Annotated in this window: 14 protein-coding genes; 3 read left to right on the top strand and 11 right to left on the bottom strand. The window is 61.3% G+C overall.

All coding sequences use genetic code 11. The features are described 5' to 3' along the window. Nucleotides 1-138 precede the first annotated feature (138 nt). From ACN0WV_RS00560 to ACN0WV_RS00550, 3 genes are all read right to left on the bottom strand, one after another. On the bottom strand, nucleotides 139-534 hold the full coding sequence (locus ACN0WV_RS00560; protein WP_084352730.1) for a DUF6497 family protein: 396 nt from the start codon (nucleotides 532-534) through the stop codon (nucleotides 139-141). Between the two features lie 591 nt (nucleotides 535-1,125). Further along, the gene (locus tag ACN0WV_RS00555) at nucleotides 1,126-1,389 is read right to left on the bottom strand and encodes a DUF7218 family protein (protein ID WP_417602962.1); all 264 of its coding nucleotides are present in this window, start codon (nucleotides 1,387-1,389) and stop codon (nucleotides 1,126-1,128) included. 166 nt (nucleotides 1,390-1,555) lie between these two features. Further along, complete coding sequence (locus ACN0WV_RS00550) at nucleotides 1,556-3,088, bottom strand: acyl-CoA carboxylase subunit beta (protein ID WP_417602959.1); 1,533 nt, start codon at nucleotides 3,086-3,088, stop codon at nucleotides 1,556-1,558. Nucleotides 3,089-3,269: 181 nt separating this feature from the next. On the opposite strand from ACN0WV_RS00550, the gene ACN0WV_RS00545 reads away from it, so the two are divergent. Next, entirely contained in the window at nucleotides 3,270-4,493 is a 1,224-nt protein-coding gene (locus ACN0WV_RS00545) for a multidrug effflux MFS transporter (RefSeq protein ID WP_417602957.1), read from the top strand. A gap of 69 nt (nucleotides 4,494-4,562) precedes the next feature. Then, nucleotides 4,563-5,963, top strand: a complete 1,401-nt coding sequence (locus ACN0WV_RS00540; RefSeq protein WP_417602955.1) for a helix-turn-helix domain-containing protein — start codon at nucleotides 4,563-4,565, stop codon at nucleotides 5,961-5,963. Between the two features lie 81 nt (nucleotides 5,964-6,044). Here the strand turns inward: ACN0WV_RS00540 and ACN0WV_RS00535 are convergent, their stop codons facing one another. The 3 genes from ACN0WV_RS00535 to ACN0WV_RS00525 all read right to left on the bottom strand — a co-directional run bounded on the left by ACN0WV_RS00535 (nucleotide 6,045) and on the right by ACN0WV_RS00525 (nucleotide 8,541). Then, entirely contained in the window at nucleotides 6,045-6,947 is a 903-nt protein-coding gene (locus ACN0WV_RS00535; RefSeq protein WP_232824859.1) for a DMT family transporter, read from the bottom strand. A gap of 100 nt (nucleotides 6,948-7,047) precedes the next feature. Continuing rightward, nucleotides 7,048-7,638 (bottom strand): LysE/ArgO family amino acid transporter, encoded by a 591-nt coding sequence (locus tag ACN0WV_RS00530; protein WP_417603808.1) that lies wholly within the window; start codon nucleotides 7,636-7,638, stop codon nucleotides 7,048-7,050. Nucleotides 7,639-7,800: 162 nt separating this feature from the next. Then, nucleotides 7,801-8,541: a YebC/PmpR family DNA-binding transcriptional regulator gene (locus ACN0WV_RS00525; RefSeq protein WP_084352589.1), complete on the bottom strand. Its 741-nt coding sequence runs from the start codon at nucleotides 8,539-8,541 to the stop codon at nucleotides 7,801-7,803. A 130-nt stretch (nucleotides 8,542-8,671) separates the two neighbouring features. Between ACN0WV_RS00525 and ACN0WV_RS00520 the strand changes: the two genes are divergently transcribed. Continuing rightward, nucleotides 8,672-10,450, top strand: a complete 1,779-nt coding sequence (locus ACN0WV_RS00520) for an SLC13 family permease (RefSeq protein ID WP_084352733.1) — start codon at nucleotides 8,672-8,674, stop codon at nucleotides 10,448-10,450. Nucleotides 10,451-10,608: 158 nt separating this feature from the next. Here the strand turns inward: ACN0WV_RS00520 and ACN0WV_RS00515 are convergent, their stop codons facing one another. From ACN0WV_RS00515 to mgtE, 5 genes are all read right to left on the bottom strand, one after another. Continuing rightward, entirely contained in the window at nucleotides 10,609-12,387 is a 1,779-nt protein-coding gene (locus tag ACN0WV_RS00515; protein WP_417602952.1) for an SLC13 family permease, read from the bottom strand. A 27-nt stretch (nucleotides 12,388-12,414) separates the two neighbouring features. Then, complete coding sequence (locus ACN0WV_RS00510) at nucleotides 12,415-12,651, bottom strand: hypothetical protein (protein WP_417602950.1); 237 nt, start codon at nucleotides 12,649-12,651, stop codon at nucleotides 12,415-12,417. After that, nucleotides 12,648-13,460, bottom strand: a complete 813-nt coding sequence (locus tag ACN0WV_RS00505; protein ID WP_417602947.1) for a TIGR00282 family metallophosphoesterase — start codon at nucleotides 13,458-13,460, stop codon at nucleotides 12,648-12,650. The genes ACN0WV_RS00510 and ACN0WV_RS00505 overlap by 4 nt, the downstream gene beginning before the upstream one ends. 229 nt (nucleotides 13,461-13,689) lie before the next feature. Continuing rightward, nucleotides 13,690-14,244 carry a 5-formyltetrahydrofolate cyclo-ligase gene (locus tag ACN0WV_RS00500; RefSeq protein ID WP_417602945.1) on the bottom strand — a complete coding sequence of 185 codons (555 nt, stop codon included), beginning with the start codon at nucleotides 14,242-14,244 and terminating at the stop codon, nucleotides 13,690-13,692. Further along, complete coding sequence (gene mgtE / locus ACN0WV_RS00495) at nucleotides 14,241-15,635, bottom strand: magnesium transporter (RefSeq protein WP_084352599.1); 1,395 nt, start codon at nucleotides 15,633-15,635, stop codon at nucleotides 14,241-14,243. Before mgtE ends, ACN0WV_RS00500 begins: the two co-directional genes overlap by 4 nt. Nucleotides 15,636-15,741 lie beyond the last annotated feature (106 nt).

Genomic DNA, 15,741 nt, shown 5'->3' with positions numbered 1-15,741 from the left:
CAAAGCTGCATCCGTTCCCGAGAATATCAAACCGCGCGACAAAAAGATACATGGCCGGTAACGCGTCAGCGGCATGCGTTGCAAAGACAGCAACACCAAATCCACATGCATTTAGACGCGCAACATCTTGTTTATACATCAATATATCTCCCAGGTGCAGCGACCGTCTTCGATGATATAGGCTTCGAAATATTGTATGTGATCAGGCGACATGACGCCGAAATCAACCGGCTGTTCCGACAAGCTGACAATGATGCGGTCCGGCGTGGCATCCAGCCTGTCAAGATTTGGAAGCGCAAACGCCTGGCAAAGCACCTGCATGTCCTGCGCCACGTCATCAAAGCTTAGCGCGTCTGGCCCTGCCGCGATCTGATGGGCCACGAAACGGAACCGGTAAACATGCCCCGCCCCTTCCTGCTGATCTTCTTGAAGTGCTTCGTGAAAAATCACGGACTGACCGGACGGCAAAATCAGATCGACAGGATCGCCGCTTGCCGCCTGTACCGAACCGACAGACATCAGCAGTGCCGACATGTAAAAACCCGCCAGTCGACCCGACAAATGTCTGACTTTCCTAAAGTTTGCAGAGATTAGCAGACAGCCCCGACCTTCTTTCGAAGCTCCTCCCGTCGGGGCCGTCTTGCCGCGCGGCGTACCCGCGGCTGCCTGCCGGCTGCGTAAGGCGGACATGATGCTCATGCGCGCCCCCGGCGTCTCTTCTCGGCCCATCTGGACCACCGCGCGCGATGCGCAGGGTCGGACAGAAGGTCCGCAAGATCTTGATTTGCGTGAGGGGGAATTGCCGCGCCATTGGCCATTTGGCCCCCAGCACGCACGATCACCCCCGTTTGACCGAGGGTCACCTCTACCACAGGCGTGAAACCACGCAAGCTTTTTAGCTTGCGCCATACATCCTGCCGAACCTGCCGGGCGAGCCGCGCAGGGTCAAGTGGCGGAAACTCGCTCACAGCCTCGATATCGAAGCGCGCGGGCAGCCTGCGGGCAAGAACATACCGGCCCTCTTCGCGCAAAATGTGCCAACCGTTGCTCATCGCCGCGCCCCCTTTTCAGCACGATAAGCCCCGGTGCAAAAACGATCAGCCTCGCACGCCGATACGTGCTGGATCAGGTGTTGCGAAGTGCCGCGATCAGGTCGGCTTTGTTCATGCCTGACCTGCCTGAAACGTCCAGTTCCTGAGCGCGTTTGTAAAGCGCATCGCGGGTCCAGTCCTCGTATGGCTTTGCCTTGCCGCCTTTCTTCGAAGGATGCATGTCGTCGTTGGCCTGCGCATTCGCGATCCGCGCAGCTTTTTCCTTCGACGCGCCGTCCTCGCGCAGCGCCTGATAGGTCTCGTCGTCCTTGATGGACGGTCCGTGGTTGCGGGTCATGGCACGCTCCTTTGCCCACCAACACGGGCATCGCCGGGAAAGTTCCCGAAGATCCGTTGCAAGCAGGCTGTGGTCGCTGAGACATGGAGAGGCCCTTAAAATTGCTGTCTTGCTGCGCCCCGGAGGCGCAGGATTCCCACGGTGTACATCGCCGCCGCATGTCCGATCAAAGCGGAATATTGTCGTGTTTCTTCCACGGATTGGTCAGCTTCTTGCCCCGCAAGGATGCAAAGGCGCGACTGACCCTGCGGCGGGTTGATCTTGGCTGGATGACCTCGTCGATGAACCCACGCTCTGCCGCAACAAACGGATTGGCGAAGCGATCCTCGTAATCCGCGGCATGGCTTGCGATCTTGTCGGCATCGCCCAGATCTGCACGGCGAATGATCTCTGTCGCGCCCTTCGCCCCCATCACGGCAATCTCGGCCGTGGGCCAGGCATAGTTGAAATCGCCGCGCAGATGCTTGGAGGCCATCACGTCATACGCACCACCATAGGCTTTGCGCGTGATGACCGTGACCTTGGGCACCGTCGCCTCGCCATAGGCAAACAGCAGCTTTGCCCCATGCTTGATAACGCCGCCATATTCCTGACCTGTGCCCGGCAGAAAGCCCGGCACATCGACAAAGGTCAGGATCGGAATTTCGAACGCATCGCAGAAGCGTACGAACCGCGCGGCCTTGCGGCTGGAATCAATGTCCAAACACCCCGCAAGAACCATAGGCTGGTTCGCAACCACGCCCACGGTCTGTCCTTCCAGACGGATGAACCCGGTTATAATGTTCTTGGCGAAATTTTCCTGAATCTCGTAGAAATCAGCCTCGTCCGCGACTTTCAGGATCAATTCCTTCATGTCGTAAGGGCTGTTGGCGTTCTCCGGGATCAACGTATCGAGCGACGGTTCCAACCGGCCCGGCTCATCAAAAAACGGGCGGACGGGTGGTTTCTCGCGGTTGTTGAGCGGCAGCAGATCAATCAGGCGGCGCACTTCGGCCATCGCTTCAACGTCATTTTCAAACGCGCCATCGGCAACGGAGGATTTTTTCGTATGGGTGGACGCACCGCCCAGTTCTTCGGCCGTGACGACCTCGTTCGTGACGGTCTTGACCACATCCGGCCCTGTCACGAACATGTAAGAGCTGTCCTTCACCATGAAGATGAAGTCGGTCATGGCGGGGCTGTAGACGGCCCCACCGGCGCACGGCCCCATGATGACAGAGATCTGCGGCACCACACCGCTGGCCATGATATTGCGCTGAAACACTTCGGCATAGCCGGCAAGAGAGGCGACGCCTTCCTGAATGCGCGCGCCGCCGGAATCGTTGATGCCAATGACCGGCGCGCCGTTCTGCATCGCCATATCCATGATCTTGCAGATTTTCTGCGCATGGGTTTCTGACAGCGATCCGCCGAACACCGTGAAATCCTGACTGAACAGATAGACCTGACGACCGTTCACCGTGCCCCAGCCGGTCACGACCCCGTCGCCGTAAGGGCGCTGCTTTTCCATCCCGAAATCGGTGCAGCGATGTGCGACGAACATATCGAACTCTTCAAACGAGTCCTCGTCCAGCAAAAGCTCGATCCGTTCGCGTGCGGTCAGCTTGCCCTTGGCATGCTGCGCCTCGATGCGCCTTGCCCCACCACCCAGGCGGGCATCGGCACGGCGGTCTTCCAGCTCTTGCAGGATATCTTTCATCGGGCGCTCCCATGTGTCATTTCGCTGGAAAATACAGCATGTTGCAAACGCAGCAAGCCTTATTCCGCAAATTTGCAAATCTTGAAAACCGACAGCAAAGCTAACTGCAAATAAGCAAACTGAACAGATCTGTGCAGATTCAGAATGGACAAGGCTCGATCCACGGCGTACCCCATGAGAAATGAATTCTCTGACACAGGTCCGTTACCTGGACCGCGCAACCCCGCCCCACATCTCTACATTGATCCTGCTTTCGGGCATGGCGGCGCTTGCGATGAACATCTTTCTGCCGTCGCTGCCGAAGATGACCGAGTATTTCGACACCGAATACGGTCTGATGCAGCTTTCAGTCGCGGTGTATCTGGCAGTGAACGCGGGACTTCAACTGGTCATCGGCCCGATCTCGGACACGTTGGGGCGGCGCAAGGTCATCCTGTTCGGGGTCGGATTGTTCTGCGTGGCCACGGTTGGCTGTCTGATCGCGACCAATATCTGGGTGTTTCTCGGCTTTCGGATGATGCAGGCGGTGATCGCAACTGCCATGGTTCTCAGCCGGGCCGTGGTTCGCGACATGTACCCACAGGACCGGGCCGCCTCGATGATCGGCTATGTCACGATGGGCATGTCGGTCGTGCCGATGATCGGCCCGATGATCGGCGGCGTGCTGGACGAATTCTTGGGGTGGCAGGCAAACTTCTGGCTACTGCTGGGGTTTGGCCTTGCGCTGTTTGTTCTGGCATGGCGCGATCTGGGCGAGACCGCGCAAAGCAGCGGGCTGACACTGCGCCAGCAATTCGGCGAATACCCAGAGCTTACAAGATCGCCGCGCTTTTGGGGCTATGCGATGGCGGCTGGGTTTTCTTCGGGATCGTTCTTTGCCTATGTCGGCGGCGCGCCGTTTGTCGGATCGGTCGTCTTCGGGCTTTCCCCGTCAGAGCTTGGCTTGTTTTTCGGCTTTCCCGCCCTGGGCTATTTCGCCGGCAATTTCTTCACCGCGCGGTTTGCCACCCGGTTCGGTATCAACAAGCTGATCCTGTGGGGGTGCCTTTGCGTGACCTTTGGTATTGGACTGGCGCTGATCCTTTTCGCAGTGGGCCTGGGCAATGCATTCGTTTTCTTCGGTTCGATGTCCTTTGTCGGCATCGGCAACGGTCTGAGCCTTCCCAACGCCACGGCGGGCCTGCTGTCGGTGCGCCCACATCTGGCCGGCACCGCGTCCGGCCTTGGGGGATCGTTTCAGATCGGCATGGGCGCGGCGTTGTCAGCGCTGGCCGGTGCTTTGCTTGTGCCGGAATGGGGGGCGTGGCCGCTTCTGCTGATCCAGTTCGCGACCTCCGTGCTTGCCGTGTGCTCGATCCTGCTGGTGATCCGGCGCGAACGGAAGGTCTTTGCCCAGCCATTATAGAGGCAGCCTTGCAGCGTTGACTTTGCAAAGCTAGCATCCGCCTATTGCTAATCCGCAAAGGGCGACAAGATGGCGACGCAGAAATTGTATGCCGGCGCAAAACTGCGCGAGCTGCGCACCCGTATGGGACTGACGCAAAAGGACTTTGCTGCCAAGCTGGGCGTGTCCTTGCCCTATCTCAACCAGATGGAGAACAACAACCGCCCGGTGTCCACCACCGTGGTTCTGGCACTGGTTCAACAGTTCGGCTTTGACGTCACCGAATTGGCGCAGGGCGATTCCGAACGGCTGGTGTCGGATATGCGCGAAGCGCTGGCCGATCCGGTGTTCAGCGATGCCACACCGCCGCTGGCCGATTTGCGGCTGACAGCATCGAATGCCCCGGCGCTGGCCCGTGCATTCTTGGAACTGCACCGCGCCTATCGCCAGACCCACGAACGGCTGGCCAGCCTTGACGAGGCGTTGGGCCGCGAAGGTGCACAGCTTCGCCCGTCGCCTTGGGAAGAGGTGCGCGATTTTTTCCATTATTGCGACAATTACATCGACGCCGTGGACCGCGCGGCAGAGAAATTCGCGGGCCTCGCGCTGGAACATGGCGACATGCGGACCGGCACCCAGATCCGGCTGGAGCGCAACGGTGTCACGGTGCGCTATGCCCGCGTCGGCCCGTTGCGACATTTCGATCCGGATACGCGCACACTGACACTGTCAGCGTTGGCAGCACCGGCGACACAGACCTTCCAGATGCTGCTTCAGGTGGCGCTGCTGCATCAGGATCAGTTGCTGGAGGCGACACTGGATCTGGCGCGGTTCCAGTCAGAAGAGGCCAGATCAATCGCCAAGATCGGTCTGGCCAACTATTTCGCGGGCGCCGCGCTGATGCCCTACACCGCCTTTTTGACCGAGGCCCAAGAGGTCCGGCACGATCTTGAACTGCTGGCGACCCGGTTTGGCGCCTCGCTGGAACAGGTGGCGCACCGGCTGTCCACGCTGCAACGCCCTCAGGCGCGCGGCATCCCGTTCTTCTTTGTGCGGGTGGATCAGGCAGGCACGATCACCAAGCGTCACTCGGCCACGCGGCTGCAATTTGCGCGGTTTGGCGGTGCCTGCCCGCTATGGAACGTCCACCGGGCGTTCGAGACGCCGGGCCGGTTCTTGCGGCAATTGGCCGAAACGCCGGACGGCGTGCGCTATGTCTCGCTGGCGCGGGATGTCTCGAAACCCGGCGGGCATTACGGCGCGCCGGTGCGGCGCTACGCCATAGCACTTGGGTGCGAGGTCGCCCATGCCGCGCAGTTGGTCTATGCCGATGGGCAGGATCTGTCGCAGGACAAAGCGTTTGAGCCAATAGGCATTTCCTGCCGGATCTGCGAGCGCACGAAGTGCCATCAACGCTCTGTTCCCCCGCTGGAGCGGCGGTTGACCATCAGCCCGCATCACCGCGACACCCTGCCATATGAGGTGAACTGAGCGGCGGAAAAACTGCCCCGCTGACGAGCGCGTGTCCTCTGGCATGTGGTCAGAAGCGCCGCTGCCGATACTACGGAAAGGTCAAAGCTTGGTCGCTGTCGACACCGGGGTCAACGGGCGCCGTTTCAGGACCGCCTCGCGCCATGTGATAAAGCTGACCGCAGCCAGAATGATCGAGCCGCCGAAAATCACCCACAGATCGACAGGCTCCGCGAAGACCAGCGCGCCCAACGCAACCGCCCAGACAAGCTGAAGATAAGTCACAGGCTGCGTCACGGTGATCGGTGCCTCCCGAAAGGCCAGCGTCATCAGGAAATGCCCCAAGGTCGCCGCGCAGGCGACCCCGAACAGCACCAAAAGCGCATAGCCATCCGGCGTCACCCAGACCGGCCAGGCCAGCGGCACCAGCCCGATCGTGACCGAAACCGACAGGGTTGCCACGATCAGCGTTGCAGGCACCTCATCGGCAAGGATCTTCGCTGTCAGATAGCTGATCGCAAAAAACACGGATGTGGCAAGCATCGCCAGATGACCGGGCTCCAACGCCCGGAATCCCGGACGCACGATCACCAGCGCGCCCAGCAATGCACAGACTACTGCCAGCACCCGCCGCACCGCCAACCGTTCGCCCAGCACAAAGACCGCACCAACGGTCACAAAGGCGGGCGTGAGATAGCCCAGCGACGTCACCTCCGCCAACGGGATGCGGGTCATCGCATAGAACCACAGGCTGACCCCGACTGCATGCACGATGCCGCGCATCCCGATCAACCGCCATTGTCGCCCCGTCAACTGCGTTCTCAGAACGCCGCGCAGCATCGGCAGAAACAGCACCACCCCCATGATATAGCGCAGAAACGCCGCCTCAGAGGCCGGCACCCGCCCGTCCAACAGCTTGACCAGTGCAGTCACAGCGACAAAGCACAGCCCTGCTAGAAGCATCAGGAACGCACCCTTGTAGATATTCTGATCAGCCTGTGTCATGGCGCGCAACAGACCCTGCCATGCGGGCGTGTTCAAGGCGAAACAACCGCGTCCCGCAAAATTCTGCGGCACCATTTGCAGGCCCACCGCTCGGTCCGCGTCAGCCCGATACCAAGGTCGCGGCTATGGCCCACATGATCACGCCGATCAACGCATCCAGCACCCGCCACGCCATCGGCCGGGCAAACACTGGTGCCAACAAGCGCGCGCCATAGCCCAATGCAAAGAAAAAGGCGAAGGAAGCCGTCACCGCGCCGATGCCAAACGGCCAGGCCGCGTATTGCGCGGACACAGACCCCAACAAGACCACCGTATCAAGGTAAACATGCGGGTTCAGCCAAGTCAGTGCCAGGCATGTCAGAAGGGCCGCACGCAGCGATCCTGCGCCCCGCCCGGCCTCCAGCACCTCGCCGCCGCGCCACGCTGCCCCAAAAGCGCGCGCACCATAGAAAAACAGAAAAACCGCGCCGCCCCACCGCATCGTCGCACCAAGGGCGGGCATCGTTTCGATCAAGGCACCAAACCCGGCCACGCCCGCCACGATCAGCACGGCGTCGGACAGCGCACAGGTCAGCGCGATAGCAAACACATGCTGTCGCCGCAGCCCTTGGCGCAGAACAAAGGCATTCTGTGCGCCAATCGCCAGTATCAAGGAAAGCCCCAAGGAGAATCCAGCAACCGCCGACTTCATCATGTTCCGCTTGCGCCTTCTCTGTCAGATCAACAGGCCCGCAGCCTCCCAAAGACGCGGATCTCTCACCACAAGAGCCAGCGCGGTGCCGGAGGCGACGCCAACCAAACTGCGTGCCCGGAACGGGCACCCAATCAGGTCAAACCCGCTCGCGCATAAAGGTCAAAGCTGCGCCATAACCTCGTCGGAGGCTTCGAAATTCGTCGTCACGCGCTGCACATCGTCATCATCTTCCAGCGCGTCCACCAGCTTCATCAGCTTCTGCATGGCGTCCAGATCCAGTTCGGTGGTCGTTGTCGGTCGCCAGACCAGCTTGGTCGATTCCGACTCGCCCAGTTCCGCCTCCAGCGCGTTCGCGACATCGTTCAAATCGGTATCGGCGCACCAGATCACATGGCCATCCTCAGATGATTCCGCATCCTCGGCCCCGGCCTCGATCGCGGCCATCATCACCGTGTCGGCATCTCCGGCCTCCACGGCATAGGTGACTTCGCCCTTGCGTTCGAACATGAACCCGACAGAGCCGGTCTCGCCCAGATTGCCGCCATTCTTGGTAAAGGTGGACCGCACGGTGGACGCGGTCCGGTTGCGATTGTCGGTCATCGCCTCGACAATCACCGCAACCCCATTGGGGCCATAGCCTTCATAGCGGATTTCTTCGTAATCCTCGCTGTCGCCCGCCTGGGATTTCTTGATCGCGCGATCAATCACATCCTTGGGCACGGATTGCGATTTGGCTTCCTTGACCGCCAGCCGCAGGCGCGGGTTCTTCTCGGGATCGGGATCGCCCATCTTGGCGGCTACGGTAATCTCTTTGGACAGTTTGGAGAAAAGTTTGGACCGTGCAGCGTCCTGACGTCCCTTGCGATGCTGAATATTTGCCCATTTTGAATGGCCGGCCATGTGGTTCCTACCTGAATCTGCGCGTTTGGGGTTTATCGGGCTGTCTATATGACAGCAGCGGGGCGTTGGGCAAGACCGCCCGTTGCGGCGCTCTCTGGTCAGCGCCCCGGCCGCGTTCTATGTATGCTGGATGACAACGGATCAAATCCTGCTCTTCGCGCTCTTCGGCACAATCTTCGGCCTGCTGCTGTGGGGAAAGTTTCGCTATGACATGGTCGCGTTCGCGGGCCTGATGCTGGCCGTCGTGCTGGGGCTTGTGCCGTCTGAAAAGGCGTTTTCCGGATTTGGCCATCCCGCCACGCTGATCGTGGCGCTTGTGCTGATCGTCTCGGCCGGACTGGTGCGTTCCGGCGCAGTCTATCTGATCACCCGGACGATGATCGACAGCACCCGCAATGTCGCGTCCCATATTGCGATCATGGGGGCTGTGGGTGGCGTATTGTCGGCCTTTATGAACAATGTGGCCGCGCTGGCCTTGCTGATGCCGGTGGATATGCAGACCGCCCATAAGGCGGGGCGCGCACCGGGGAAGACTCTGATGGCGCTCAGCTTTGCCACGATCCTCGGCGGCATGGTCACCTTGATCGGAACGCCCCCCAACATCATCATCGCAACGATCCGCGAACAGACGCTGGGCACGCCTTTCGGAATGTTCGATTTTGCTCCGGTCGGTGCCGCCGCCGCGATCGCGGGGCTGCTTTTTGTGGCGCTTGTTGGCTGGCGCCTTGTCCCGGACCGGGGTGCCACCGGTGCCCGCGCCGCCGATCTTCAGCAATATGTCGCCGAACTGACAGTGCCGGATGACAGCCCCCTCATCGGCAAACGCCTGAACGAGTTGCGCCCCGAAGCGGAGGCCTCCGATGTCGCCATGCTTGGCCTGATCCGCGACGGCGAACGCCGTTACGGGCGGCAAGGCAACACGCCGCTGCGGGCGCAGGACGCGCTGGTACTGGAGGCAACCCCCGAAGCGCTGGACGAATTCCGCTCTGCCCTGAAGCTCGATTTTTCCGACACGCGGCGCGAAGAGCTGCTGGAGGTCGAGGGTGACGGGCTGCGCTTGATAGAAGTCGTGGTCCCGGAAAACTCTCCCCCTGTCGGGCGCACGATGCAAAGCCTTGGGCTGGCCTGGCGGCAGCGCACCGTGCTGATGGGCATTTCGAGGCAGGGCCGACGCCTCAGCCGTCAGGTCCGCAAGACCGAGATCCGGCCCGGTGACATTCTTCTGTTGCTTGCGCCGCGCGAAACTGCCGACGACGTGGTGACATATCTCGGCTGCCTGCCGCTTGCCAGCCGCAGGCTTGCAGTGACGCAGGATCGCAAGACATGGATCGCGATCGGCCTGTTCGGATCCGCCGTGGCGGCGGCATCATTCGGGCTGGTCTACCTTCCTGTCGCATTGGGGCTGGTCGTGATCGGTTATGTTCTGGCGCGTATTCTGCCATTGGCAGAGATTTACGATCATATTGAATGGCCGGTTGTGGTCCTTTTGGGCAGCATGATCCCGCTAGGCGCGGCGCTGGAGGATGCGGGCGGCACCCAGCTGATCGCACACGGCCTGGTCGGACTGACCGAAGGCTGGGCACCCTGGATGATCCTTGGCGTGTTGATGGTGGTGACCATGACCCTGTCGGATGTTCTCAACAACACTGCCACCACCATTGTCGCCGCCCCCGTCGGGATCGAAATGGCGCGGACGCTGGACGTGTCGCCTGATCCGTTTCTGATGGCCGTGGCGGTGGCTGCCTCTGCGGCGTTCCTGACGCCGATCGGGCATAAGAACAACACGTTGATCCTTGGCCCCGGCGGTTACCGGTTTGGCGATTACTGGCGCATGGGCTTGCCACTGGAGATCCTTATCGTCGCGGTCACACTGCCGGTACTGATGATTGTCTGGCCGTTCACGCCCTGACAAGGTTTGATCTGACGGAGTGCGCGTGCCGCGCACACAGGGTTCATTTTTGCGTACACGCAGATGGGGCGCTGCCCCCGCCCATGCTGGCGCATGGTCTCCCCCGCGTTGAATTTAACTGACCGACCAGGCGATTGCTTGCGTCAAGCAGTTGACCCCTATAGCGGCCAGATCAGCGGGATCAGCAGTGCCGAGAGCAGACCCACCGACAGGTTCAGGGGGATGCCCACCTTCATGAAGTCGGTAAAGCGGTATCCGCCCGGCCCGTAGACCAGCGTATTGGTCTGATACCCGATAGGCGTGGCAAAGCTACAGGACGCGGCAATCATCACCGCCACGACAAGCGGTCGCGGATCGACGCCAAGCGCCTGCGCCAAACCGATGGCGATCGGCGTAACCACCACGGCCACCGCGTTGTTCGACACCAGTTCCGTCAAAACTGAGGTCAGCAGATAAATCGCCCAGATCAGCAGCGGCCCCGGCAGCATCCCCATATAGGGCGCCGCGCCGCTCACGATCAGCTCTACCGCGCCGGATGCCTGAAGCGCCGCGCCTATCGCGAGCATCGAGAAGATCAGCGACAGCAACCGTCCGTCAACGAAGGAGAACGCCTCATCCGCGTCAATGCAGCGGGTGAGAAACACCATCGCCACGGCAAAAACGGACAACATCAGGATTGGCGCGATGCCGAAAGCCGCAAGGATCACGATACCGAACAGGGCGATGATCGCAATCGGGGCGTGGTTGCGGCGGAAGGCGCGGGCCGAGGGCTTGGTCACATCCACCAGTTCCATCTCGCTGGCAAGCCGCTGGATGTCGGCAGGCGCGCCTTCCAGAAGCAGCGTGTCGCCGACGCGCACCACCAACTCGTCAAGCTGACGACCGATATTCTGGTTCCGACGGTGCACAGCCAGAGGATAGACCCCGTAGCGACGGCGCAAACGCAACGCGCCAAGGCTGCGCCCGACCATCTTGCAGCCCGGCGTGATCAGCACCTCGACCGTCGACGTCTCTACCGCCGAGACCTGATCCACACGCTTGAGTTCGCGGTTCGATTGCAGGCTGAGAATTTCAGTCATCTGCGTGCGCAACACCACGCGGTCGCCAACCTGAAGCGTGACCGCCTTGAGATCGCGGCGCAGCGAGGTGTCGCCGCGCACCACGTCGATCAGCCGCACCCCTTCGCGTTTGAAAAGCTGCACGCCGGTGACTTCGCGGCCGATCAGGTTGCTGTCGGGGGGAATCACCGCCTCGGTGAAGAATTTCATGCGGCTTTTGTCGGACAGCATCATCGCCATGCTGTCGCGATCGGGCAGCAGGATCGGCCCCAGAAAGCGCAGATAGAACATCCCCCAGGCCACCAGCGCCAGGCCAAGCGGCGTGACCTCGAAGATGCTGAACGGTTCCAGCCCGGCAGAGCGCGCAACGCCGTCGACCAGCAGGTTGGTGGAGGTCCCGATCAGGGTAAGCGTGCCTCCGAGGATCGCCGCATAGCTGAGCGGGATCAGCAGCTTCGAGGCCTGAATGCCCAAGGTGCGCGACAGTTGCACGAAAACCGGGATCATCACCACGACCACAGGCGTGTTGGATACAACCGCAGAAGAGGCCAGCACGAAGGCCAGCATCATGCCAATGGCCAACCGCGGGTTCTTTTGCGCCTGCTTGTCAGCGAGAGAGGTGAACGCCTCCAGCGCGCCGGTGCGCACCAACGCACCCATCACGATGAACATCGCGGCAATCGTCCATGGTGCGGGGTTGGACAACACGGCGAGCGCGTCGTCATAGGGCAAAACGCCGGTGGCCAACATGACCGACGCCCCCGCAATGGCCACCACCTCTGTCGGGTAGGTCTCACGCAGGAACAGCACGAACATGGCCGCCACGACAGCCAGGGCAAACATGGCTTGTCCGGTTTGCGACAATTCGAAGAGTTGCATCAGCCTGCCCGGCCCCCGCTCTTGTTTTCAGACTGCATTCTGACCTGTGCCGAGGTCGGGGGCAAGCGCCGCGCGTGGTCTTGGCTGCATAACCGCTACGCCGACCAGCAGACTTTTCGCAACCAGTTGCTGTAAAAACATCCCCCCGGACGGCATGTGCCCGGTGCCTCCGGCCAACATCGCCATCAGCGGCCGGGGCCTGCGCGCTGCCGCGGCACCGCCTTGGGTCAGCACGACAAATGACAGCGCAAGCGCACCTGTCATGGCGCGGCAGGCTCCAACCGGCCACCGCGGCGGATCATGTGGATTGAGGTCGCACGACCGGTGCGGTCATCCGTCTCGACCAACACGCCCGACAATGTCGCCTCGCCCCGTGCGGGCTGGAACCGTTCCTTGGCCATGCCGGTCACGAAACGGCGCATCGGTTCCGCCTTTTCCATGCCGATGACAGAGTTGTAATCGCCGCACATACCGGCATCGGTCAGATACCCCGTGCCGCCGGGAAGGATCTGCGCGTCCGCCGTGGGCACATGCGTATGGGTGCCGACGACAAGGCTGGCGCGGCCATCGCAGTAATGCCCCATCCCCATCTTCTCGGATGTGGCTTCGCAATGCATATCCACCAAAATCATCTGCGCCTGCCCACCCAGCGGATGCTTGCGCAGCACCTCGTCCACGGCGCTGAACGGATCGTCATAGGCGCGTTTCATGAAGACCTGCCCCAGAACCTGAAGCACCAGAACCTTGCGGCCCCGCCGATCCGTGAACAGGCCGTGTCCACGCCCCGGCGCGCCCTTGGCAAAGTTGAGCGGCCTCAGAATACGCGTCTCGCCCTCGATATGACGCAGCATGTCTTTCTGGTCGAAGGCGTGATCGCCGAGCGTGACACAATCCGCGCCCGCCTCTAGCAACAGCTTGGCGTGTTCGCCAGTCAGCCCCATGCCGTGGGAGGCGTTCTCGCCATTCACGACGGTGAAATCGACGCGCAGATCGGCCTGCAACTGACGCAAGCCGGTGCTGATAGCCGTGCGCCCGGCGCGGCCCATCACGTCTCCTAGGAAAAGTGTTCTCATACCCGATCCCTAGGCTGGCGCGGCGCGAAGGGCAAGAGGCGGCCAATCCTGCCGCCTCGTCTTTTGCGTCGCATCATTGTCAACTGGACCACGGCCGCCGGAGCGACGCAAAGCGCCAGACACGCCCGGGGCCGGACGCTCTTGCGTCCGGCCCCGGGCGTCGCCCGCAGGGCGGCGCTGATCCAGTGCGCGCATGGCGCGCCCAATGTGGAAACGCACGACCGGCGGATCAGGGCGTGACGATACCGGTCTCGGTAACAATCATGTCCAGCTTCTGGTCAGTCGGTTCAAGCGGCAGATCCGTCGCTTCCTGTGCGGCAAATGCAAACCCTATCGCCACCGTCGGGCGATGCTCGCACAATCCCTCCAGCGTCCGGTCGTAGAACCCTCCACCATAGCCCAGACGGTCGCCCTTGCGCGTGAACGCGACCAAAGGAATAATCAGGATCTCCGGCACCATCAGACGTTCCGTTACGGGCACCTGCGCCCCGAACGGCCCATCGGCCAAATCACAATCCGGCTCCCACAGGCTGAACACCAATGGCTGCCCCGCCCCGCGGATCACCGGCACACCGACCGGACCGTGGGCGCTGGCTTCGGCCATCGCTGCCAGAGGGTCGATCTCGGTCCGCATCGGCATGTACCCAGCCAGAGGAACGCCGCGATACCCGGCCAGCACCTCTGACAGGGCCCCGGCCTGCCCCGGGGCGCGCATGTCGAACGCCTGTTTGCGGCGCGCAAAAGCGGCTTTGCGGGCCGCATCCTTTTGTTCGGCAAGTGTCACAGCAGCACCAGAACAGCGAGGCCCAGAAACGCAAGAAAGCCCACAATATCCGTCACCGTGGTGACGAACGCCCCCGATGCCAGCGCCGGATCGACGCCCACGCGCTGCAAGATCACCGGAATCGCGGTTCCCGCAAGACCAGCGATCACAAGATTGATGACCATGGCCGCAGCAATCACATAACCAAGCTGCCAGGAACCGAACCAGACAAGACCCACGATCCCCATGATCAGCGCAAAGATCAGCCCGTTGATCAGCCCGACCAGCACTTCACGTCGCAGCACTCGCCAGACGTTGGCCCCGGTCAGGTCCTTGGTTGCCAGAGCGCGCACCGCGACGGTCAGTGATTGCGTGCCCGCATTGCCCCCCATCGAGGCCACAATCGGCATCAGAACAGCCAGCGCCACAAGGCTTGCAATCGCGCCCTGGAACTGGGCAATCACCAGCGAGGCCAGCACCGCCGTCACCAGATTGACCCCCAGCCATGGCAGCCGCTGGCGCGTGGTTTCCAGCACCCTGTCCGACAGGCTCGATTCCTCGCCAACACCGGCCAGACGCAGGATGTCCTCTTCATGCTCTTCGTCCAGAACGGTCATCGCGTCGTCAATGGTGATCATACCGATCAGACGGCCCTCATCATCGACAACAGGTGCCGAAATCAGGTGATACTGGTTGAACGCATAGGCAACATCGCCCTCATCCTGCGTCACCGGAATGACCCGGAACATCTGCTCTGTCAGATCGCGCAGGGGCACGTCGCGTCGTGACGCCATGATCTTGCCAAGCGTGACATTGCCAATCGGATGCAAGCGCGGATCGACGAGGATCACATGGTAGAACTGCTCCGGCAGGTCGTCCTGGCCACGCAGATAGTCGATCGCCTGGCCCACCGTCCAATGCTCGGGTGCCATCACCACCTCGGTCTGCATCAGGCGACCGGCAGAATATTCCGGATAGTTCAGCGACCGCTGCACCGCATCCCGGTCGGAATCCTCCAGCGCGTCCAGAATGGCGTCGTGCTGGGTCTCTTCGAGATCCTCCAGCAGATCGACCACATCGTCGCTGTCCATCTCGCGGACGGCATCGGCAAGCACATCCGGCTTGAGGATCGAGATCACTTCTTCGCGGATCACCTCATCCAGTTCGGACAGGATTTCGCCGTCGAATTCCTTGTCATAAAGCAGGATCAGACGGCGCCGGTCGAACGGATTGATTTGTTCAAGAAGGTCGGCAATATCTGCCGCATGCAGCGGCTCCAGCAGTTCGACAAGCTGTTCGCGGTCCTCGACATCGACAGCATAGAGGATCGCCGCGATCGCCTTTTTTTCCAGCGAGTATGCCTGCTCTTCTGATTCTGTCTCGGGGATCAGGTCCTCGGTTTCTTCAGACATGCGCCCCCTCGGTTTGGTGTTGAATAGATGGTATCTGATTGACGTCGCGAACAACAGACATTGCAGAGATTTACCTTTGGAACAACGCATTTTACGGTGTTTCGGA

Source organism: Primorskyibacter flagellatus, assembly GCF_048268605.1.
Taxonomy (GTDB): Bacteria; Pseudomonadota; Alphaproteobacteria; order Rhodobacterales; family Rhodobacteraceae; genus Primorskyibacter; species Primorskyibacter flagellatus.
This window is presented reverse-complemented; position numbering and strand designations above follow the sequence as displayed.